The following is a 20,768-nucleotide window of genomic DNA, read 5'->3' as shown; positions in this document are numbered from 1 at the left end:
ATCGAGGCGGTCAAGACGATTGACAGCCGGCCGACAACAAAAAATACATTGAAAATTATACGATTACGTACTATAATTTGTAATTACATTAATAGTAATAATGGTGTTTCAACGAAACTGTACGATTTGGAGGTTTTCTATGGACGATACAAATTCCGTCAGGTTGATTGAGAAATTTCCGTTTTCTATGAAAGCGCTGTTTGCAGGGGCGTATGTTTTACCGACGCTTGCATTCGGACCCTTTCTTATCTTTATCCATGCGTTTTCTATGGCAGATTTCCTGATTCTGCTCTCTTCACCGATTTGCTTAATAGGCTTAGTTGTTTGTAACATCATTTTTCCGGCCGGTATTTATGTGCATTATGAAAACAGTATTTGCAAATATGACGGTTCGCAACCGTCGGTGCAGGCTACAAATCGACGTGTAAAAAATTTCGAAAATCTTTCCATAATCGGGGCGAATATTAACGGTCTTATCATGTTTACGCTGTCGCTTATAATTTGCCGTTTGTATGCGATTGAGCATCAGCCGCTTGTGTTGCTGTTGGCAGCCGGAGGCAGTACATGGCTGTTCGCGTTGATTTCGTATATTCCGTTCCTTGAAGCGTTTGAAAAACATATCCATAACCTTCCGATGAAAAGCGAATATATAACGCTTTCGGTATTAATGAGAAACGCGGATATCACCGGTTTCAGCTTTTTAGGCGTCGTCTGTTATGTGCTTGCGCCGATGTTTTGTACGGCGAACGCAACGCTGGACGCGCTTCCGTTGTTTTTAACACGCGTTTTGCCTGTGCTTATCTTGGGAAGTGTCGCCGCTATTTTTGATTCATACCTTTTTGTAAGCAATATGCAAAAGCGTATTTTAGCAATAACGAGATTTTCATCGTATCTTTCCAAAAACGATTATACGCAAAAAAGCCTTGTCGTAACGAGTCGCGACGATTTCGGCGTCCTTATGGCGGACTTAAATCAATTTTACAACGTTATGCGCCGTCTGCTTCGTACGATCATCGACGCGGTTGCCGTTTCTACCGATTCGGCGGACAGTCTTGCCGACGGCATGAGTGAAACATCTTCGAGTATTACGCAGATCGTCGCAAATATCGAATCGGTCAAGAGCAGAATCATTAATCAGGCGGCGGGTGTCGAAGAAGCCCAGGCAACCGTTAAATATATGGTCGAATACATCAACGACCTCGATAAAAACATCGACCGCGAAAAGGTAAGCATCGGTTCATCTTCGACGGCGGTCGAACAGATGGTCGCAAATATCCGCTCGGTGACGAATACACTGAAGGCGAACGAAGTTGCCGCACAAAAGCTCAGCAGCGCATCGGATAACGGGCGTGCCGCGATGGAACAGGCCGTTGATCGTGCACGCAACGTTCTTGAACGCTCCGGAGGCTTGCTTGAAGCGAGCAATATCATCCGGAGTATCGCCGACCAGACGAACCTGCTTGCCATGAATGCCGCGATCGAAGCGGCGCATGCGGGGGAAGCGGGCAAAGGCTTTTCCGTCGTTTCGGACGAAATCAGAAAGCTTGCCGAACAGTCGAACCAACAGGGTAAAACGATCAGCGAACAGCTGCAGGACCTGCAGGAATCGATTCAGCAAGTGTCGGACGGTACGATGCAGGTAAAAAATCAATTCGATACGATTTTTTCGCTTGCCGACGATGTTACGGAGCAAAACCGCACCGTTATGTCCGCGATGCAGGAACAATCGGCCGGCAGCACTCAAGTACTTGAAGCGATGAGTGAAATCAAATCGACGATCGACCTTGTCGCACAGGGGTCTGCGGAGCTGACGAACGGCGGCAAACAGATTGCCGAAGAAATGACATCCCTTGCCAATTTGACGGAAGAAATCAACGGTGCGATGAGCGAGATGTCGGACGGAGCACAGTCGATTATCCGCTCCGTGCAGAACGTCGATTCCGCAACGGCGAGGAACCGCACCAACATTCAAAAGCTTTCCGGCGAAATCAATACCTTTACGGTCGATCGTTAGTGTACGGCGCGAGGCGCGATTCGGCGTGAGTTTCCGCGTTTTTGCAAAAGCGGCGCAGACTTTCGATTTGTATGCGCACCTGTTTTTCGGAAGGACCGCCCGCCGTGTTTTTTGCGTTGAGGCAGGCCGCCGGCTCAAGGCAGACAAACACGTCTTCTTCGATAAGGGGCGATATTTTCGTATATTCGCTGAGCGGAAGATCTTCGAGCTGAATGCCGCGCTCGATGCATGTTTTAACGGCCGAAGCCGCGCAGCCGTGCGCCGTTCTGAACGGCATTCCCTTTTTTACAAGATAGTCGGCAAGGTCGGTTGCGTTTGCAAAACCGCCGCAGCACGAGGACGCCATGCGTTCTGTATCCCACTGCGCCGTTTCCATCATCGCGGCAAACACTTCAAGCGAGGCGCCGAGCGTGTCGAGTGCTTCAAAAACGCTTTGTTTGTCTTCCTGCATATCGCGGTTGTAGGCAAGCGGGAGGCCTTTCATCAGCGTAAAAAGCGCGATTAAATCGCCGTAAACGCGTCCGGTTCTTCCGCGGATCAATTCGGCAAAATCGGGATTTTTCTTTTGCGGCATAATGCTCGAGCCGGTCGACCATTGTTCGTCAAGATTTATAAAATGAAATTCGCTCGACGACCACAAAATCACTTCTTCGCAAAAACGCGACAGGTGGGTCATGCACAAAGCCGCCGCCGCGGTAAGTTCTATGCAGTAATCACGGTCGGCTACGGCATCCATGGAATTATGCACGATATCGGAAAAGCCCAACTCTTTTGCCGTATAAAAACGGTCGAGCGGAAGACCGCTTCCGGCAAGGGCCGCGGCTCCGAGCGGGCATTCGTCCATACGCTTGAGCGCATCGGCAAAGCGTCCGTAATCGCGTGTAAGCATCCACGCCCATGCGCACAAGTGCTGGGCAAGGCTTACCGGCTGCGCGCGCTGCAAGTGCGTGTAACCGCTCATAAGGCTTGAAACGTGTTTTTCGGCAATTGTACACAAAACGTCCGTCAGGTGCACAATGCGCTTTTGCAAATCGGCGGCGGTGCGGCGCAAATACAGGCGCTCGTCAAGGGCGATTTGATCGTTGCGGCTGCGCCCCGTGTGAACCTTTTTACCCGTGTCGCCGAGCCTTTCGGTTAACTCGTGTTCGATAAACGAATGAATGTCTTCAAAACTCGTATCGATTGAAAGTTTTCCGGAACGGATATCGCTTTCAATGTTTTGCAGTTCACGCACAAGAGCGGCCGCTTCCTGCGGTTCTATGATTTTTTGCGTGCCGAGCATTTTAACATGCGCAATGCTGCCTTGAATGTCGTCAAAAATCATGCGGGAATCGACGCGGATGGATGTTTCAAAGTCCAGCGCTCGGGCCGAAAGCGTTTTGGTAAAACGCCCCTGCCACAGCGCGTCTTTCGGCTTGTTTTGTGCGTTTTTTTCGGCCCCGTTTTGCGGGCAGTCTTTTGTGCTTTTTGCGTGCATTGCGGCGCTCCGTTTCGTTATAAAATGCTTTATAAAGACTGCGGCGGCAAACCGTTTTCTTTTTCCATAAGGGCGCGCACCGTTATCGGGAGGCCGTACAGCGTGATAAAGCCTTCGGCGTCGTGATGATCGTACAAATCGCCCGTTTTAAAGCTTGCGATGCTTTCGTTGTACAGCGAATAGGGCGAAGATGTGCCCGCGTTCCGTATGGAACCCTTGTACAGCTTGAGCTTGACGCTTCCGGTAACCGTTTTTTGCGTCGCATCGACAAAGGCCGAAAGGGACGTCATAAGCGGTGTAAACCACTTTCCGCCGTAAATCAGTTCGGCAATTTTAAGACTGACGTGCTGCTTAAAATGATAGGTGTCGCTGTCCAAACACAGGTGCTCGAGCATTTCGTGGGCAAAGTACAAAATGCTGCCGCCGGGAGTTTCGTATACGCCGCGGCTTTTCATGCCGACGACGCGGTTTTCGACAATATCCGTAATGCCGACTCCGTTGCGCCCGCCGATTTTGTTTAATTCTTCGAGCAGGGCCGCCGGCGCGAGTTTTTTGCCGTTTACCGCGACGGGAATGCCTTTTTCAAAATCGATGGCGACGTATTCGCCTTTTTCAGGCGCTTCTTCGGGAACGGCGGTCAGTTTAAGCATATGTTTATAATTCGCTTCGTTTTCGGGTTCTTCCAATTCCAAACCTTCGTGTGACAAATGCCAAATGTTTTCGTCGCGGCTGTACGATTGGTCTTTTTTCATCGGAACGGGAATACCGCGCTGTTCAAGGTAGGTGATTTCGGCTTCGCGGCTGTCCATATTCCACTTGGGATGGCGCCATGCGGCAATGATCTTTACTTCGGGAGCAAAGGCTTTTATCGCCAGCTCGAAACGGATTTGATCGTTGCCCTTGCCCGTTGCGCCGTGGCAAATCGCGACGGCCTTTTCTTTACGCGCGGCTTCCGCCAGAATTTTCCCGATAAGCGGCCGTGCCGTCGACGTTCCCAAAAGGTAGCGGTCTTCATAAACGGCTTGGGCTTTGAGTGCCGGGAAAATATAATCTTTTACGTATTCTTCGCACGCATCGACGATGATACACTTTTTTGCACCCGTGTCGAGCGCACGTTTTTTTATATCGTCCCAGTCTTCTTTTTGACCGACGTCTACGCACAGCGCGATAACTTCGTAATCGAAATTTTCCATAAGCCAGGGAATAATGACCGTCGTATCCAAACCGCCGGAATACGAAAGAATGATTTTTTCTTTATTCATACCGATTGCCTCTTTTGTGCATAAATATGCATTATGTATAGCATTTTTGTATAATTTATACAAGCGGATTATACACGTATTTTTTCGAATACCTTTCCGATGCTGTCGCGGATAATCAGGTCGGCGCGGTCGTCAGCGGAGGTTTCGCCTTTGTTTATGAGCACAAGACGCCTTCCCGAAAAATACCGAATAAGGGACGCCGCGGGATAGACAACGAGCGATGTGCCGCCGATAATCAGCGTCTCCGCCTTTGCGATCGCGTCTATACTTTTTGAAAGAATGTCGGAATTAAGGCTTTCTTCGTACAGCACGACGTCGGGCTTTAAAATGCCGGAACAGCCGGATGTTTTTGAACAACGCGGCACGCCGTCTTTTTCACTGTTTTGTACGACTTCGTCTGCCGTATAAAAAGCGCGGCAGTTCATGCAGTAATTGCGCAAAAGGCTTCCGTGCAGTTCGTATACCGTTTTGCTGCCGGCCGCCTGATGCAGTCCGTCTATGTTTTGCGTGATGACGGCTTTCAGTTTTCCGGCTTTTTCAAGTTCGGCAAGTTTTAAATGCGCCGCATTCGGTTTTACACCTTTTACAATCAGCTTTTTTTTATAAAAGCGGTAAAATTCCGCGGGATTCGAATCGAAAAAGCTGCGGCTTAAAATGGTTTCCGGCGGATATTTCCACTCCTGACGGTACAAGCCGCCGGTACTGCGAAAGTCGGGAATGCCGCTTTCGGTCGACACGCCGGCTCCGCCGAAAAAAACGATATTGTCGCTTTCGTCGATAATGCGCTGTAATTCTTCCGTTCCGTTCATAAAAACAGTATGTACCGCAATACGGCGCTTGTCAAGTTTCGGCTTTTATATACCCGGATACAGATATGCGTCTACGGCTTCGGCCGGTTCAAGTTTTTCCACGTCGATTTGAGGTTCGGGGCTTCCGCGGTAATCCCGCACGGCAAGGGTTCCCGTAACCGTAAGCCATGTGCCGTTTTCCAATTCGCTTATTTTATCGTAGCGGCACACAAGGCCGTAGGGCACAAGGTCGGCGGCGCAGCACACCATAAGAAGGCGTGCCGGAATGAATTCCGTTTCGCTCATAAAACGGCTGTCGTGAAAGGTCATGCCCTTTACGCTGATGCGGTAGCCTTCAAATTGATGGGGATGTTTATACAGGGCATCGACCCATTGCAAAAAATCTTCGTCGGAAACCGTAATCGTTTTATGCGCCGAATCAAGGCCGGGCAGCGTGATTTCGGCTGCGGCGTTTTGCTCACTCTGCGTGCTCTGCATATCGTCGTCTTTCCGCTGAACGGGAAAGCCCCCCGAGCCGGGCGCCGTACCGGCGCTTGCATCCGCCGCGTCTTTTTGCGGCGTTAAAAAGGGGTTGCCCGTTTTCGGTACCTTTTGTGCCGAATAGCCGCCCTGCGAAAAACCGCTTTGCGGCGCATATGACAAATCGTCTATACTTATGTTTTTGCGGGGCAGCAGCAACAGCATAAGGGGAATCAACAGCACAAAAACGGAGGTAAGGTTTACATGATAATGATCCGCTTCAAAAGCCGTTTTTGCGGCGGAAAGCGCCCATGCAAACATAACGCAGGCGGTAAAAATCAGCCACGGTTTCATACGCGGCGTAAGATAAAATAAAAATTCGTTTGTAAGACAGAGTTTTAAAATATAAAAACCGAAGAGGGCGCATCCTGCCGCTTCGATCATCGGCTGAAGCGAAAATCGCTTTGTCATAACCATGCCTCCGCACCGCATAAAATGCAGATGAACAAAACGGCAAAACATACCGTAAAGGATGTAATTAAAAACCGCACGATAAAGCGCTTCGTAAAACCGCCCGAGAGCATAAGGATATTCTTTATGTCCAGCATAGGGCCGAATACGAGAAAGCCCAAGACGGGCACAAGCGAAAACCGCGCGATAAACGACCGCCCGATTACCGCGTCGGAAGAAGAACACAAAGAAAGCAAAAAGGCGAGAGCCATCATGATAAACAAAGATACGGCCATTGCGCTCGGCGCCGATTCGAAGGTCAGCTTTCCGCCGAGCCTTTGTAAAAGCGCCGAAAACGCCGCTCCGACAATCAAATATTTTCCCACGCCGAAAAATTCGAGCCGCGCGTGTTCAAAAAAAGCGTGAACGGTTTTACGGCCGCCGTTTTCGGAAGAGCAGGCCGCGCAGCCGCAGTCTCCGCCGCCGAAGTGTTCGCCCGGCAGCAGTACGTTTTTCGGCGCACGTATCAAAAACGACAAACCTATAAGCGCCGAACAGATAATGCCCAAAAATACCCGCGCAAAAACGATCCGCATGTTGCCGTTAAAAGCGTAATAGGTGGAAAGAATAACCACCGGATTTATTACCGGCGCGGCAGTCATAAAAACGATTGCCGACGTCAACGGAATTCCTTTTTTGACCAAACTGCGGAACACCGGTATCGACACGCAGTCGCATACGGGAAGACAAAATCCGCCCAACAGAGCAAAGGCGATTCCCGCGGCGGTGTTTTTCGGAAAATGCCGCTCGATGAACCGCTCCGATACAAAAAAACTTATCAAGGACGAAAGCAGCACGCCCGTAATTAAAAACGGAAAAGCTTGCAGTACAATTCCTAAAAAAGCCAAAACCATGCGTACTCCTGCACAACCGACTCGAGGAGCCAACTCGAGCGGCCAATTTGCAACTCGTTTGCAAATTTAAACATAACAGGTCTTGTGCCGTCTGTCAATAAGAGCGGAAACGGATTCAACGGGGAAACCGGAACGCCGCGTCACAAATTCGGCATAAACGAAACGCGGCAAAACCGCTTGCTTTCGGCCGGGCGGCGTGAAAAAAAGCATAAAACTGCGCAAAGTACTTTACAAAATAAAGTAACCGTGCTATGCTTATTTTATGAAAGCGAAGAAACGATTCAAATCGGCTGCAGCGTTTTGTTGTGTATTCGGCTTTCAAACTTTCATTAAAACAGGAGTATGATATGAAAAAAATCGTATGCGGCGCCTTGTTGCTGTGCGCCGTTTGCACCTTCTCGTTCGCAAAAGAAGGCTCGGATCAAAGATCGATGTCGGGTATCGGCATCGATTACGCCTTGGTCGGCCGTCAAAACAACTTCGGTCTTTCGGCCGCGCTTACTTCGCCGTGGCTGTTTGACAATTCGCTCGCCTTCCGCGCAAATACGGATTATTTTTTCCCGAGCGCCGACCACCGGAGCGGCTTTTTTGTTCTCGACTGTTCCGTCATGGGCGGCCACATTATGCAAACCGCAAATATCCGCTTATACGGCGGCGGCGGTGCGGTCGCGCTTTTCCCGATGAAGTCGGGCGAGCCGACGGTCAGACTCAGCGGGCACGGCTTTTTCGGTTTTGAATTTTTTATGACCGAAAAACCGGTCGGATTCAGCTTTTTTACCGAAATGGGCGGAGGCGGATTCGGTTTCCACGCGAAATCGGGCTTGCGTTACACGATTCCGATACGGTAATATTGCAGACGGGAACGACGGATTTTCCGTTGCAGGAATTTTTGAGGGCGGCTTTTTGCGATTGCATCGCAAAAAACGGGCTTTCCGGGGTTCCGCCGTTCGGCTCCATTCCTTCGGAACGGCTTCGCCGCCCCTTCAATCCCTGCCGCGTAAAGATCGTTGTCCGATGCTCAAGATAACAACCGAGAGGCAAAATGATGAACGAAATAGAAGAACGATTGACTCTTATCGGCGCATTGGCCGAAGACGCACAGGCCGGCTTTGAAACAATGCTCGTTCCTTTTTTAGTGTACGGCATCTCGATTCCTCTCGGAACCGCCGCAACATACTGTTTTGTTCATGTGGGACTTTCCGAATTCGTGTGGGTCGTTTGGCTTGCGGTCATCGGATTTTGCCAGATTTTTTTGCCTCTGTATTTTCGCCGCGAACGGCGGATAAAAATACAAAGGGCTTCCGACCGTATCTTCGCCGTTTTATGGGGCGGCATCGGTTTTATAATCGTGCTGGGTTTTGTATTGGCGTTTTTCGATAAACTTGCCTTTCCCGCAGTATTTTTCATCATCGGCATATCGGTTGCCCTGGGCTGCGCGGTAAGCGGCACGCTGGTGCAAAAAAAAGTCCGCCGTATAATGTATGCGGAAAGCCTTTGTTGGCTTTTGTGTGCGCCGCCCTGCCTTTTTGTCGAGCCCTACGCGGCACCGCTCATTATCAGCGCGGCAACTTTTGTACTGCTGGCAATTCCCGCTTTTGTGAGCTTGCTTATTATGCGAAAAAAGAAGAGCGGCGATGAGCGCTGATAACCGGTACGACGTTTCTTTTGACCATCGCCTGCTCGACGAGCAGCTGTCCTCCCGTTTGCGGCTTGCGGTTATGTCGGTTTTGCTCGGCTGCGAAAAAATCGAATTTACCGTGCTGCGCGATAAGGTACACGCAACCGACGGCAATTTAACCGCGCATTGTAAAAAATTGGAAAACGCCGGTTATTTAACGGTGGAAAAGCTTTTTGTAAACCGCAAGCCGCTTACCCTCTACAGTGCGACAAGCTTGGGCCGCAAAGCCGTAAAAAGATACGCACAAAAACTTGCTTCGTTTTTATAAAACCGTTATACTTGGGTCATGAAACTTTTTATTGCCCGGCACGGCGAAACCGATTGGAACGTCGCGCACCGCACATGCGGCTGGTCGGAATCGAACCTCACCGAAAAAGGGCGCGCTCAAGCGCAAGCCTTGGCCGCGCGTCTTGCGGAAGAACAAAGCAAAAACGACATTCGGCGTATATTCGTGTCGCCGCTTAGACGCGCGCGCGATACGGCGTCTTATATTGAAAAAGCGCTCAATTTAACGGCGACGGTCGATGCGCGCATAAAAGAAGTCAACTTCGGCAAATTTGAAAATCTGCCGTGGGAAAAATCCGACGAGTTTTTTCGCGTACGGGAAAATCCGTTTGTAAAATTTCCCGCAGGCGAATCGCTCGTATCGGCCTCGCACCGCGCTTACGGCCTTATCGACGAAATCGCTTCGGCGGGCGGCGAAGGCAATGTTCTTTTTGTGTGCCACGGTATGATTATGGCGCTTATGAGTACGTATTTTCGGAATATTACGCAGGAAGAATTCCGCAATTTTCATGTGGACAACTGTCAGCTTTTCGAATTCGATTTTGAAAAACGCTGATTATCGCTTTTCGGAGGAAAGATGAATATCGCTATTTTGTGGGACATAGAAAACGTTACGCCGCCGCGCGGAACGAATTATATTCAGCTCATCGTGGACACGATTTCCGAAGAAGGAAAAATATCGTACGCGACGGCATTCGGCGATTGGAACCGCAGTCACATAAAAAATATCGCGGCCGAATTGGCGGCAAACAGTTTTGAACTTATTCACGTGCCGGCGGCGCGCAAAGACAGCTCGGATATGTCGATGGTCGCTCACGGCGTCGAACTGATTTTTCAATATCCGCATATCGATAAATTCGTATTGATTACCGGCGATGCGGATTTTCGGCCGCTTTTGTTGAGCTTGCGCAAGTACGGTAAGCAAACGCAGATTATCTGCGACGTTACAAACAACGCGTCCGAAGACCTTTTAAAAATGGCCGACGACTTTAAAGATTACCGCGACATTATCGACGATGCGGATTCGGCCGACAACGGTTCGGACGAAGATAGCGGAAGCGAAAAACTGACGCGCGAGCGTGCCTTCGAACTGCTCGAGGACACGGTCGATATTATGCAAAAAGAAAAGAAAACGCCGCATTTGGGCGCCGTAAAAATCCGCATGAAACTGCTCAATTCGGGCTTTAACGAAAAAAAGCTCGGGTACCGCACGTGGAAGGCTTTTATAAACGATGCGATTAAGGTAAAGGGGCTGCGTTATGCCGACGAAGACGGCAATATTTTGGAGCTGACCGAGCGTGCGCAAAAGGGTTTGCCGGAAGTATTCAACAAACTTTTGTCGGTTTTGGACAACGGCAAGCCCGTTTTATTCAACGAAGCGGCTAAAAAAATCAATTACCGCGATTACGGTTACGGACGTTTTAAGCAGCTTGCCCTCGACGCGGAAAAGCGCGGAATCGTTAAATTGGAAAAACGCGGACTTTCGTGGTCTTTGAGTAAGGTATAAGAAAATAACATATGAAAAAATTCAACATTACCGATTTTGACGGCGCAATTTTCGATATGGACGGCACGCTGGTCGATTCCATGCAAGTATGGCAATCGATGGGCAGTACGTATATTCGCAGCAAGGGCCTCGTTCCCGAACCGGGCTTGGACAGAACGCTGTACCCGCTGACGATAATCGACGCCGCCGATTATTTGAATACGCATTATAATTTGGGTTTGGAGCGCGAAACGGTTATAAAAGAATGCAACAGCGTTGTCGAAGAACGCTATAAAACGACGGTGCTTTTAAAGCCGGGCGTGCGCGAATTCTTACCGCTTTTAAAAGCGCACCGTATACCGGCGGCGATCGCTACGGCAACCGACCGCTATTTGGTGGAAATCGTTCTTGAACGTTTGCAAATTGCCGAATTTTTTACGGGCATTGTAACGTCCACCGAAGCCGGAAGCGCAAAGGCCGAATCTCCGGCAATCTTCCATGCGGCGCGCAAACTTTTGGGCAGCACGATCGAAAAGACCGTTGTGTTCGAAGACGCGTTTTTTGCGGTGCGCACCGCAAAAAACGCGGGCTATCCGGTCGCGGCGCTCTACGATGAAACGGCGCGCTGTCCCGCCGAAGAAATGAAAAAATACTGCGATTGGTACGCCGAAAGCTTTTTCGACTATTTGCCCGACGGTTCGGCGGAAGGCACGGAAGCGTAAGAACTTTCTTTTTCGGCCGCGGACGAATCGTCTTGCGCGCCGCCTTTCAGCGCGAGCTGCGCAAGCTGCGCGGCATAATCGGCACCCGCAGGCGCTGTGCCGGAACCCGATGTGCCGGCTGCTGCAAGTGCCGTATCCGCTGAAAGTACGCTTCGGCGTTCCGCGGTCTGCGCGGCAAGCAAAACGGCGGCCTTATGCACGTCTTCGGCGGGGCCGGTACTCAGCGTTAAAACATCGGCAATTTCCTGAACGCTTGCCGCGCTCAATTCGGCCATGGTCGGCCATTTTTCCGTAATCAGCGCCGCACGCTTTTCTCCGATATGCGGCAGTTTTGTAAAAAGGCTTACGGTATTTTCTTTTGTGCGCAGGTTTTGATTGCGGCTCGTCGCAAACCGGTGCGTTTCGTCGCGTACCCGCTGCAAAAGGCGCAGCGCGTCGCTTCTTTTCGGCAATCGCAGCGGCGTGCTGTTCCCGGGCACATACAGCTCTTCGTCGCGTTTTGCCAAGCCGACAATCGGAATGTTCAGCCCGAGCGCATCGAGAACGCCCTTTACCGCATTCACTTGCCCGATGCCGCCGTCTATCATAATGAGGTCGGGCATTTCCGCCTGTTCGTTTAAAAGTCTCGTGTAGCGGCGGCTTGTCGCTTCGCGCATGGATTCAAAATCGTCTATCCGGCCGTCCAGCGATTTTAAGCGGAATATGCGGTAATTCTTTTTGTCCGGATTCCCGTTGTAAAAGCTGATAAGACTCGCAATCGGAAATTTGCCCGCAAGGTGGGCTATGTCGAAGCCTTCTATGCGCATAGGCAGCGAATCCAAATTGAGCAGCTTTTTCAATTCTTCCAAAGCCGGCGTATCGCCGCGTTCCCGCATTCGACGGATAATGTCTTCTTTTGCGTTGTGAACGGCCATGTTCAAAGCGGCGTCGTGCCGGGCGAACGCGTCCGTTTCTTCGGGAACGGTTATAATCGTGCGCACGCCGAAGGTTTCAAAAAGCCATTTTTCCATCAATTCCGTTCCGCTCTTATTGCGTACGAAAATCCTCGGCGGGATCATTGCCGCTTCCGTATAATACGCGCTCATAAACTCGCCGATAAGTTCGTCATCGTCTTTTAAACTGCGCGTTCGGTATAAATCGCGCATAACCAGTTTGCCGGAGCGCATTTTTAAAACGGCAAAGCTTACGAGGGTTCCTTCCGAATAAAAGCCGATGTAGTCTCTGCTTTCGGGGTTAAAATCGACGACGGCGTTTTGCTGACGCAAAGTCCGCAGCGCACCGAGACAATCGCGGCAGCGTCCGGCCTTTTCGAATTCAAGATTTTTAGCCGCTTCTTTCATTTTTGCTTCGAGCTTCCGTGCGGCCGTTTCGACATTTTCTTCAAGAAAACTCTTAATTTCATCGATAATAGAGATATAGGATTGTTTGTCGATTTTACCGCAGCAGGGAGCGGCACAGCGTCCTATATGATAGTACATACAGGGATTTTTCCTGTCGGGCATTCTTTTGCACTGACGCAGCGGATATATGGCGGACAAAGTGTCGATAAAGGTACTTAAAGCGCCTGCGTTGGGAAAAGGGCCGTAATACAGCGAACCGTCCTGTATAATTCTGCGGGTTTTTATAATCCGCGGAAATGCTTCATTCGTAATGCGGGCAACCGGGTAGGATTTATCGTCCTTGAGGTCTATATTGTATCGGGGATGGTGCTGCTTTATAAGGGTGTTTTCCAAAATAAGCGCTTCATATTCGTTGTCCGTCGTGATATATTCTATAGAGAACGCTTTTGATACCAAAACGCGGGTTTTTATGTCTTTATGCCCGGAAAAATAGGAGGATAAACGGTTTTTCAGATTTTTAGCCTTGCCTACATACAGAATATGTGCGCCGGCGTCTTTCCATAAATACACGCCGCTCGACTGCGGCGCCGAAAGAGCCGTTCGGTGCAAAATTTCGTATTGTGCGTTTTGAGCTTCCATTCCGATCCGTTAACCCGAAAAATGCGTATAAAAATAAAACATATAACAAGCCTCTTATTTTTTTCTCTTGCGGTGCCGCTTCTTTTTGCGGCGGAAAAAAAACTGGTGCTGGGCGGCGACCGCGGCTGGCCCGAATTTTCACGAGCCGAAAATATTGCAAAAACGGCCGGCCGGTTCGGCAAAGAAGCCGTTTGCGTAGCGGGCGCCGGTCTTTCGGCGACGGCCGACACCGACCTCTTGCTGAATTTCGAAACGGGCGCCGTTTTTGACCGCACGGGGAATTATACGCTTTTGTCTTCCTCTCTTACGCCCGTGTCCGGTTCCATTATGGGCAAATATGCCGCGCTTGGCAAGGGGGCGGTTAAAGGGCTTGAATTGAAAGGCGGACCTCAAAGCATTTTCGGACGTCCGGGACAAACCGGTTCTTTTACGATTTCGTTTTGGCTGAACCCTTCTCTTGCCGAAAACGGCGAAACGGTTTTTTCGTGGCGTTCATCGCGGACGGTTGACGGCGTTTCCGTTTACCAAATGATTGCCGCCGCGTTTTTTAACAATAAGCTCGAATGGACTTTTACGAACGTGTTCGCGTCCGCGAACATGCTGAAAAATGTGACGCTTTCGGGAAAAAGCTTAACCATTCCCGGTACGTGGGCACTTCATTCGTTGAGTTTTGACGAAGAAACCGGCTTGATCGAATACTGCGTAAACGGAAAAACCGAAGACTTAACTTATACGACGGACACTTCGCGCGCACGGGGAACCGTATTTTTGCCCGTTTTGGGCGTTCCCGCCGAACTTGCAATTTGCCCCGGTTTTACCGGTAAAATCGACGATTTTTGCATACAAAAAAAAGCCGTGCGCTTCGATCACCGGCAGCCGCTGTTCAATCCGTCGGGTGCATATTTTGAAACAAAACCCGTCGGCCCCTTTCCCCCCGGAACGGTTATAACGGGCATCGAAGCGATTGTCGATACGCCGAAAGAAACGGACATTCAGTTTTTTGTGCGCGCGGGCGGCAACTATCACGCGTGGACGGACTCCGATCCGGCGTGGGGCCCTGTAACGGAACACACGAAAATAGAAAACGTCGGCGGAATATGGCTGCAAGTTGCCGCCGCTTTGTATACCGACGGCTTGGGCGAAAAAACCCCGACCCTCACGGAGCTGACTTTAAAATATACGGAAAAAGATCCCCCGCTCGCGCCCGTGCGTGTATTTGCGCAGGCAGGCGACGGCAGCGTAGACCTCTCGTGGCTTGCGTCCGCCGGCAATTCCGCGGACGGCTATATCGTCTATTACGGCGAAAGTCCCGGCGAATATTTGGGCACTGACGCGCTTGAGGGCCGCTCACCGATAAACGCGGGAAATACGCTTTCGCTTCGCCTTACGGGCTTAAAAAACGGCAAAATATATTATTTTGCGGTGTCCGCGTATGAAGATTCGGAGCCGACTCTTGAAGGCGCGCTGTCGGCGGAAGTTTTTGCGCGGCCCCTAAAGGGAAAACGATGAAACAAAATACGTTTTCAAAAGAATTTTTAATAATGCAGCGCGCCGAAAAGGCCGTTCTTGCGCGCGATTATGCATCCGCCGTACGCTTATATGTCCGTCTTTTAAAATCAGATCCGAATAATATCGACGTGCTTTCAAAATTAGGCTCCGTTTATGTGTATGCAGGCGACGATGCCAACGCCTTCAAAATTTACAAAACCGTTATTCAAAGCGACCCGTCGAATCTTTCGGCTTTGAACCATTTAAGCGGAATATACCGCAGAAGAGGGCAATACGACGAATCCATCAAGCTTATCGAAAAAGTCAGGCAGGTCAGCGCAAATCCCGATGAAATGGCTTACAACGAAGGCTACACGTATAAGCTCATGGGTAAATACGATGAAGCCGTTTCATGCTTTTTGAATGCAATCGAATTGAACCCGAACGACGTGCTTGCGTACAATCACTTGGGAACGATAGAAGATTTACTCGGGCAGCCGGACAAGGCGCTCTCCGCTTTTTCACGCGGGCTGCAGATCGATCCGAACCATCCCATTCTGCACTATAATTTAGCCCTCCATTTTGTCGGTTTGAACGAAGCGGAAAAGGCAATAATGCATTTTGAAGCGGCTCTCCGCGTCAGACCGAATTGGGATGAAGCCTTGGACGCGTATTCCGAGCTGCTCATAAAAATAAACCGGCCCGACCGCGCCGAAGAAGTGCTGCAGCAAAACATTAAGTTAAACCCGAAAAGCATAAGCGCGTACAATAAGCTCGGCAAGCTGTATGCCGGACAAAACGATTTTGCAAAAGCGGAAAATGCGTATTTAAAGGCTTTGGCGCTGGACGGAGAAAACATGTGCGCTCTGGACGGACTCGGCAAGGTTTACGACAAGCAAAAAAAATATTTCGATGCGGCCGCCATTATGGAACGGCTCGGAAAATTGCAGGCGAACGATACGGAAACATCCCTGCGTTATGCGAAAATTCTTATCGAACTGGAACGATTCCGCGATGCCGATATCTTGCTCAAAAAGATTTACGATGCCTCTCCTCATAATATTCAAACGTTGAACGTATTGGCTCAATATTTTGCGCGCCGGAACGACATAAAAAAAGCGTATACCTGTTACAGGCGCATTTTGCGCATCGACTGCAAAGCCGCGGATTTCTTAAAAGACAATGCCGAACAGTTTATGCATACGGGAAAATTAAAATATGCGGAACAGCTTTTAAAAGAATATTTACGGCGAAAAACCGAAGATGCCGATGCGTGGGCACGTTTGGGTAAATGTTACCGCGAACTCGGCAAATATAAAAAGGCTTTAAAGGCGTTAAGCTGCAGTTTGAATATCGACAGCAACAATTATTTTGCGATAGAAGAACTCGGAATTTTAACGCAATTTTTAAATGAAGACGCCGCATCGATGAATTTTATCGCGGAACTGCTGAATAAAAATAACGATTCCGATCCCGATTTGGATACGCTGCGCAGTTCAATGACGGTGCGGGAAACCGCACTCGACGCTATGGAAAAAGACGAAAACAAAAACGGCGAAGATGTGCTCGACGGTAATGCATTTGGCGGCGAAAAAGGCAAAGATGAAAACCGGGATAAAGATGAAGACGACTTTCCCGTATCGAGTGCCGAAATAGGCTTTGAAAGTCTTCGGCAAAAAGAAGATGAAGGCGAAGATGCCGTGCTTAAACTTGATGCCGCCGCTGACGAACCGCTTTTTCACGACGAATACGATCCGTTGATTTTTCCGGAGTCTTTTTTTTCGGACGCCGAAAACGAAAAGAGTTTCGAACAAAAGGACAAAGAACCGTTCGACCTTTCAAATCTGTTTCCCATCGACAGCCCTTTGGAGATTACTCCGACCGATAAAGACGAACTGTTCGATGATTTTTTCGATAAAAAAAGTTCGCAGCACTATGACCCTATAGAAGAAGAGGAACTGCTGACCGTCGACGGAAGCGGCTTCGAACCGGATGACGAGGAAGACGGTGTGCGGAATGAAGAAAAGACCATTCCCGTTTTTGAAAACCTGCCTCCGCCGGTTCAAAATGCGTCTTCCCCTATAGCACCCCAAAGTCCGGTACCGCCGCAATTTATATCGCAGCCACCGCAATTTATACCGCAGCCGGCACAAAGTATACCGCCGGTGCCGCAAACGTCCGTTCCCGCCGCACAACCGATTACGCCTCCGCAAACCGTTCCGCTTGTACAAAATACTCCTCCGCAAAACGTGATACCTGTACAAAGCGCGCCGATTCCACTTCACGACATGCCGCTTGACGATGTGCCGCTCGAGCCCGAATTTTTGCCGCCCGAACCTCAACCGAAAACGGAGAGTGCGGAACCGGTTGTTCCGACGACGCCAAGACCCGAAGAAAACGGGAACTTCGAAGACGAAAATCCGCTGCCGGATGAAATGCCTATCGATACCGAACAGCCGCTTTTTGATGAAGACTTTCCCGTAGAGGACGACCGCCCGCTGGAAGTGCTCGATTCGGCTGAAGAACCGGAAGACGACGAAAACTTTGACGAAATGCTTATGAATCAAGTGCGCAAGGTGCTTGACGATGTATTCGATACTTCGCCGATAGAAGAATTTTCACGCACTTTCGAAATGTTCAATTCGCTGCGCGGTCTGTGCTCGTATTTGCCGGATGAAAAAAAAGACGAATTCTTCTCGGATTTGAACAGGGTTAAACTGGATTATGTAATCGATCGTTTGGAAGGGAAGCCCGGACTTTTAGCCGCGGCGCAAGCGCTTCATTCGAGCGGCTTGGTAAAGCCCTATACGGGAGCGCCGAAAAAGGAATTTCTGCAAAGAACGCTTTCGTATATGGATTCGCTTGCAAATACGCTTTCGGACAAGGGGCATGCGCGGGCTTTGCGAAAAGAAATTCATCGGGTCTTAGACCGACTCAATAAAAAAAGCCCTTGACCGTCGGGGCGGCTCCATACAAACGCCGTCAAAAGGGAAAACGCCGCCGCAAAAAACCGGTGCTGAAACCCTGTCGTCTCGGAAGCGTTTATTTTTTTACAAAACCGATTAAAGCGCACAAGCCGAATCCGATTAAATTCGCGGTAACGATGCTTGCTCCGGCCGGCGTCGACCATACAAAGCTCGCAATAATTCCGATAAAAAAACAGATCAGAGAAAACGCCGCCGAAAAAATGACGACGGGCCGATAGGTTTTAAAAACGCGCATTGCGCTCAAGGCCGGAAAAATAATGAGGCTTGAAATCATCATAACGCCGACAAAGCGCATGCCGGCAACAACCGTGAGCGCGGTAAGAACCGCAAGCAACGAATTGTAGCGCCGCGTGTGCATTCCCGCCGCCGCCGAAAACGTTTCGTCGAAGGTAACGGCGAAGATGCGATTGTATAAAAAAATATATAAACTTATAACAACGATGCCCAGACAAATGCTTATGTACACGTCGGATTTGCTCATCGCCAAAATACTGCCGAACATATAGGCTGTAACGTCGGTGTTTAAGCCGGATGTTATCGAAGTGATTAAAATACCCAAAGCGAGCGCACTGCTCGAAAAGAGCGCGACGGCTGCATCGCCTTTTATGTCGGAATTCGTACTGATGCGCAGCAACAAAAAAGCCGCAATAACGACGACGGGAATCGATACGATAAGGGGCGATAAATTAAGTGCCATGGCGATGGCCAGGGTTCCGAACCCCACGTGCGACAGTCCGTCGCCTATCATCGAAAAGCGTTTTAAAACGAGATTTACGCCGAGCAGCGCCGCACACAGCGCAATGAGGCTGCCGCCTATGAGTGCGCGTATAATAAACGAATACGAAAACAAATCGCGAAGTAATTGAATCATCGGCAACAAGTCTCCACGGCGGTCATCGTGCGGTACAGATCGGTTTTTTTATAGTCTTCCGTACTTCCGTAAAATAAGGCGGCCGTATTCATGTGTAAAATGCGCGATGCGTTTGCAACCGCGCGGCGCACGTCATGCGACACCATAAGCACGGCCGTCTTTTCTTTTTGATTGAGCGCGCGGATTACCGCATACAATTCATCGGTAACGGACGGATCCAATCCCGTAACGGGTTCGTCCAGCACCAATAAATCGCTTCCCGCACACAACGCGCGCGCCAAAAGCACGCGCTGCTGCTGGCCGCCTGAAAGATTTTTGTAAGGAAGCTTTCCCAGCTCTTGTATACCCAGCTGTTCCAACCTCTCGGCCGCAGCAGCGCGGTCGGCTTTAGAATAAAAAGGCATCAAACTGTTTTGCCGTAACCGCCCCGACAATACGACTTCGTTTACCGACGCGGGAAAATCCCGCTGAACGGCGTTTTGCTGGCTCAGATACCCGATCGCGCAACTTTCGCGGTTTACCTGCCCCGATTTGGGGCGGATAAAACCGAGCAGCGTTTTTACCAAAGTCGTTTTGCCCGAACCGTTTGCGCCCACGATACAAAGGTAGTCGCCCCTTTCTATAGCGAGCGATACGTTTTCAACCGCTTTGCGGCTGCCGTAGGATACGCAAATATTTTCGGCGGACAGTATAGCCATTTTTATTTCCCGTTTTTAAATCGCTCGGACGGCAAAGACCGGTTGATTTTTGCCGGCTCCGAACGACGGTACACAATCAGCGCAAGCCCTTTTTAAGGCTCGCCACGTTGCGCTTCATAAGCGAAACCCATGTTTCGCCCGCTTTAAAGTCGTCGCGCGACACGTTGTGGATCGTATGCAATTCCAACACCTGTACGCTGCCGGCGCCTTTTTTTGCCGCGCCTTCGGCAACGGTTTTTGCGATTTTTTGATTGCTCAGTTCAATGGCAAAAACCGCCGGCACTTTTTTTTCGGCTGCCTTATCGATAAGGTAGGCGATGGTTGCCGTACTCGCTTCGACGGCGGTGCTGCAGCCGTTAAACGCCGCACTGTACCCCAGTCCGTAATAGTCGGTAAAATAGCGTAGCGGGAAACGGTCGCCCATCAATATGAATTTGTCGGAGACGGCGTCTATCGTCTTTCGAATTTGAGCGTCGACCGCGCGTATCTGCGCATTGTACGCGGCGGCGTTTTGCGTAAAGGCCGCCGCATTTTTCCCGCCGTATTTTTGCGTATCGATCTTTACGAGCGCATCCCTGATCGCGTCGACCATTTTCACTGCATTTGCAGGCGACGTCCAAATATGTTCGTCCGCCTCATGCTCGTTTTCTTCATGATCGTATTCGTCATGGGCTTCGCCGGCCGCGTGATCATGTTCGTGATCATGCTCGTCTTCGGCTTCCATCCCTTCGACGATTTCTTCGTCTACGAGGTCGACGTAGTCCATCAAGCGCACAATCGTTTTATCGGACGTGTCGATCGATTTTAAAACGTCTTCGACCCATTCGTCGCTTTCCCCGCCGATATAGATAAACACATCGGCATTGTGAATTGCGGCAATATCGGCAGGAGAGGGATCGAATGAATGGATTTCCATTCCCGGTTTAACCAAAAGCTTTAAATTCTTTTCGTTCACAATAACGGACGTTTTTCCCGTTTGCGCATCGCCGGCTCCGTACATAACCGCACGCGCAAAATCGTATACGGGAAAAATCGTTGCGACGACACTCGGTTTGTCGTTTTGCGCCTTATTTTTAGCGCCGTCTTTTGCACCGGATGCAAACAAAAACGCCGAACAGGCAAGCACGCATACAATCGCGGCCGCCGAAACAATAAATTTTTTCATGATAAATTCTCCCCGGAATTAATC

18 protein-coding genes are annotated in these 20,768 nt (G+C 49.9%); 9 read left to right on the top strand and 9 right to left on the bottom strand.

Going from position 1 to position 20,768, the window contains the following annotated elements; genetic code table 11:
* Nucleotides 1-508 precede the first annotated feature (508 nt).
* Complete coding sequence (locus tag HMPREF9194_RS10790) at nt 509-2,014, top strand: methyl-accepting chemotaxis protein (protein WP_245540743.1); 1,506 nt, start codon at nt 509-511, stop codon at nt 2,012-2,014.
* On the opposite strand, the gene argH is transcribed toward HMPREF9194_RS10790, so the two are convergent.
* The 5 genes from argH to HMPREF9194_RS10765 all read right to left on the bottom strand — a co-directional run bounded on the left by argH (nt 1,998) and on the right by HMPREF9194_RS10765 (nt 7,385).
* Nucleotides 1,998-3,491 (bottom strand): argininosuccinate lyase, encoded by a 1,494-nt coding sequence (argH, locus tag HMPREF9194_RS10785; RefSeq protein ID WP_016526408.1) that lies wholly within the window; start codon nt 3,489-3,491, stop codon nt 1,998-2,000. The genes HMPREF9194_RS10790 and argH overlap by 17 nt on opposite strands.
* A gap of 29 nt (nt 3,492-3,520) precedes the next feature.
* Nucleotides 3,521-4,753: an argininosuccinate synthase gene (locus HMPREF9194_RS10780; protein WP_016526407.1), complete on the bottom strand. Its 1,233-nt coding sequence runs from the start codon at nt 4,751-4,753 to the stop codon at nt 3,521-3,523.
* A 68-nt stretch (nt 4,754-4,821) separates the two neighbouring features.
* On the bottom strand, nt 4,822-5,562 hold the full coding sequence (locus tag HMPREF9194_RS10775) for an NAD-dependent protein deacylase (protein WP_016526406.1): 741 nt from the start codon (nt 5,560-5,562) through the stop codon (nt 4,822-4,824).
* A gap of 45 nt (nt 5,563-5,607) precedes the next feature.
* On the bottom strand, nt 5,608-6,492 hold the full coding sequence (locus HMPREF9194_RS11995; protein WP_016526405.1) for a TIGR03943 family putative permease subunit: 885 nt from the start codon (nt 6,490-6,492) through the stop codon (nt 5,608-5,610).
* Nucleotides 6,489-7,385, bottom strand: coding sequence for a permease (locus HMPREF9194_RS10765; protein WP_016526404.1), 897 nt, complete (start codon nt 7,383-7,385; stop codon nt 6,489-6,491). Before HMPREF9194_RS10765 ends, HMPREF9194_RS11995 begins: the two co-directional genes overlap by 4 nt.
* Nucleotides 7,386-7,732: 347 nt before the next feature.
* Here HMPREF9194_RS10765 and HMPREF9194_RS10755 point away from each other — a divergent pair, with 347 nt between their 5' ends.
* The 6 genes from HMPREF9194_RS10755 (at nt 7,733) to HMPREF9194_RS10730 (ending at nt 11,556) form a co-directional block, all read left to right on the top strand.
* Complete coding sequence (locus HMPREF9194_RS10755) at nt 7,733-8,233, top strand: hypothetical protein (protein WP_016526403.1); 501 nt, start codon at nt 7,733-7,735, stop codon at nt 8,231-8,233.
* Nucleotides 8,234-8,427: 194 nt separating this feature from the next.
* Nucleotides 8,428-9,030: a hypothetical protein gene (locus tag HMPREF9194_RS10750; protein ID WP_245540742.1), complete on the top strand. Its 603-nt coding sequence runs from the start codon at nt 8,428-8,430 to the stop codon at nt 9,028-9,030.
* Nucleotides 9,020-9,331 carry a winged helix-turn-helix domain-containing protein gene (locus HMPREF9194_RS10745; protein WP_016526401.1) on the top strand — a complete coding sequence of 104 codons (312 nt, stop codon included), beginning with the start codon at nt 9,020-9,022 and terminating at the stop codon, nt 9,329-9,331. Before HMPREF9194_RS10750 ends, HMPREF9194_RS10745 begins: the two co-directional genes overlap by 11 nt.
* 18 nt (nt 9,332-9,349) lie before the next feature.
* Nucleotides 9,350-9,904: a histidine phosphatase family protein gene (locus tag HMPREF9194_RS10740; RefSeq protein ID WP_016526400.1), complete on the top strand. Its 555-nt coding sequence runs from the start codon at nt 9,350-9,352 to the stop codon at nt 9,902-9,904.
* 21 nt (nt 9,905-9,925) lie between these two features.
* Nucleotides 9,926-10,855 carry an NYN domain-containing protein gene (locus tag HMPREF9194_RS10735; RefSeq protein ID WP_016526399.1) on the top strand — a complete coding sequence of 310 codons (930 nt, stop codon included), beginning with the start codon at nt 9,926-9,928 and terminating at the stop codon, nt 10,853-10,855.
* Nucleotides 10,856-10,866: 11 nt separating this feature from the next.
* The gene (locus HMPREF9194_RS10730; protein WP_016526398.1) at nt 10,867-11,556 is read left to right on the top strand and encodes an HAD family hydrolase; all 690 of its coding nucleotides are present in this window, start codon (nt 10,867-10,869) and stop codon (nt 11,554-11,556) included.
* Here the strand turns inward: HMPREF9194_RS10730 and uvrC are convergent.
* Nucleotides 11,517-13,535: an excinuclease ABC subunit UvrC gene (gene uvrC, locus HMPREF9194_RS10725; RefSeq protein WP_016526397.1), complete on the bottom strand. Its 2,019-nt coding sequence runs from the start codon at nt 13,533-13,535 to the stop codon at nt 11,517-11,519. The genes HMPREF9194_RS10730 and uvrC overlap by 40 nt on opposite strands.
* Before the next feature lie 72 nt (nt 13,536-13,607).
* On the opposite strand from uvrC, the gene HMPREF9194_RS10720 reads away from it, so the two are divergent.
* A complete protein-coding gene (locus HMPREF9194_RS10720) occupies nt 13,608-15,044 on the top strand; it encodes a fibronectin type III domain-containing protein (protein WP_245540741.1) in 1,437 nt (478 codons plus the stop codon).
* A complete protein-coding gene (locus HMPREF9194_RS10715; RefSeq protein WP_016526395.1) occupies nt 15,041-17,977 on the top strand; it encodes a tetratricopeptide repeat protein in 2,937 nt (978 codons plus the stop codon). Before HMPREF9194_RS10720 ends, HMPREF9194_RS10715 begins: the two co-directional genes overlap by 4 nt.
* An 88-nt stretch (nt 17,978-18,065) precedes the next feature.
* On the opposite strand, the gene HMPREF9194_RS10710 is transcribed toward HMPREF9194_RS10715, so the two are convergent.
* From HMPREF9194_RS10710 to HMPREF9194_RS10700, 3 genes are all read right to left on the bottom strand, one after another.
* Nucleotides 18,066-18,881 (bottom strand): metal ABC transporter permease, encoded by an 816-nt coding sequence (locus HMPREF9194_RS10710; RefSeq protein WP_016526394.1) that lies wholly within the window; start codon nt 18,879-18,881, stop codon nt 18,066-18,068.
* Complete coding sequence (locus HMPREF9194_RS10705) at nt 18,878-19,579, bottom strand: metal ABC transporter ATP-binding protein (protein WP_016526393.1); 702 nt, start codon at nt 19,577-19,579, stop codon at nt 18,878-18,880. The genes HMPREF9194_RS10710 and HMPREF9194_RS10705 overlap by 4 nt, the downstream gene beginning before the upstream one ends.
* A 76-nt stretch (nt 19,580-19,655) precedes the next feature.
* Entirely contained in the window at nt 19,656-20,744 is a 1,089-nt protein-coding gene (locus HMPREF9194_RS10700; protein ID WP_016526392.1) for a metal ABC transporter substrate-binding protein, read from the bottom strand.
* Nucleotides 20,745-20,768: the final 24 nt, after the last annotated feature.

The sequence above is a fragment of the Treponema maltophilum ATCC 51939 genome, from assembly GCF_000413055.1.
Classification (GTDB): Bacteria; Spirochaetota; Spirochaetia; order Treponematales; family Treponemataceae; genus Treponema_C; species Treponema_C maltophilum.
This window is presented reverse-complemented; position numbering and strand designations above follow the sequence as displayed.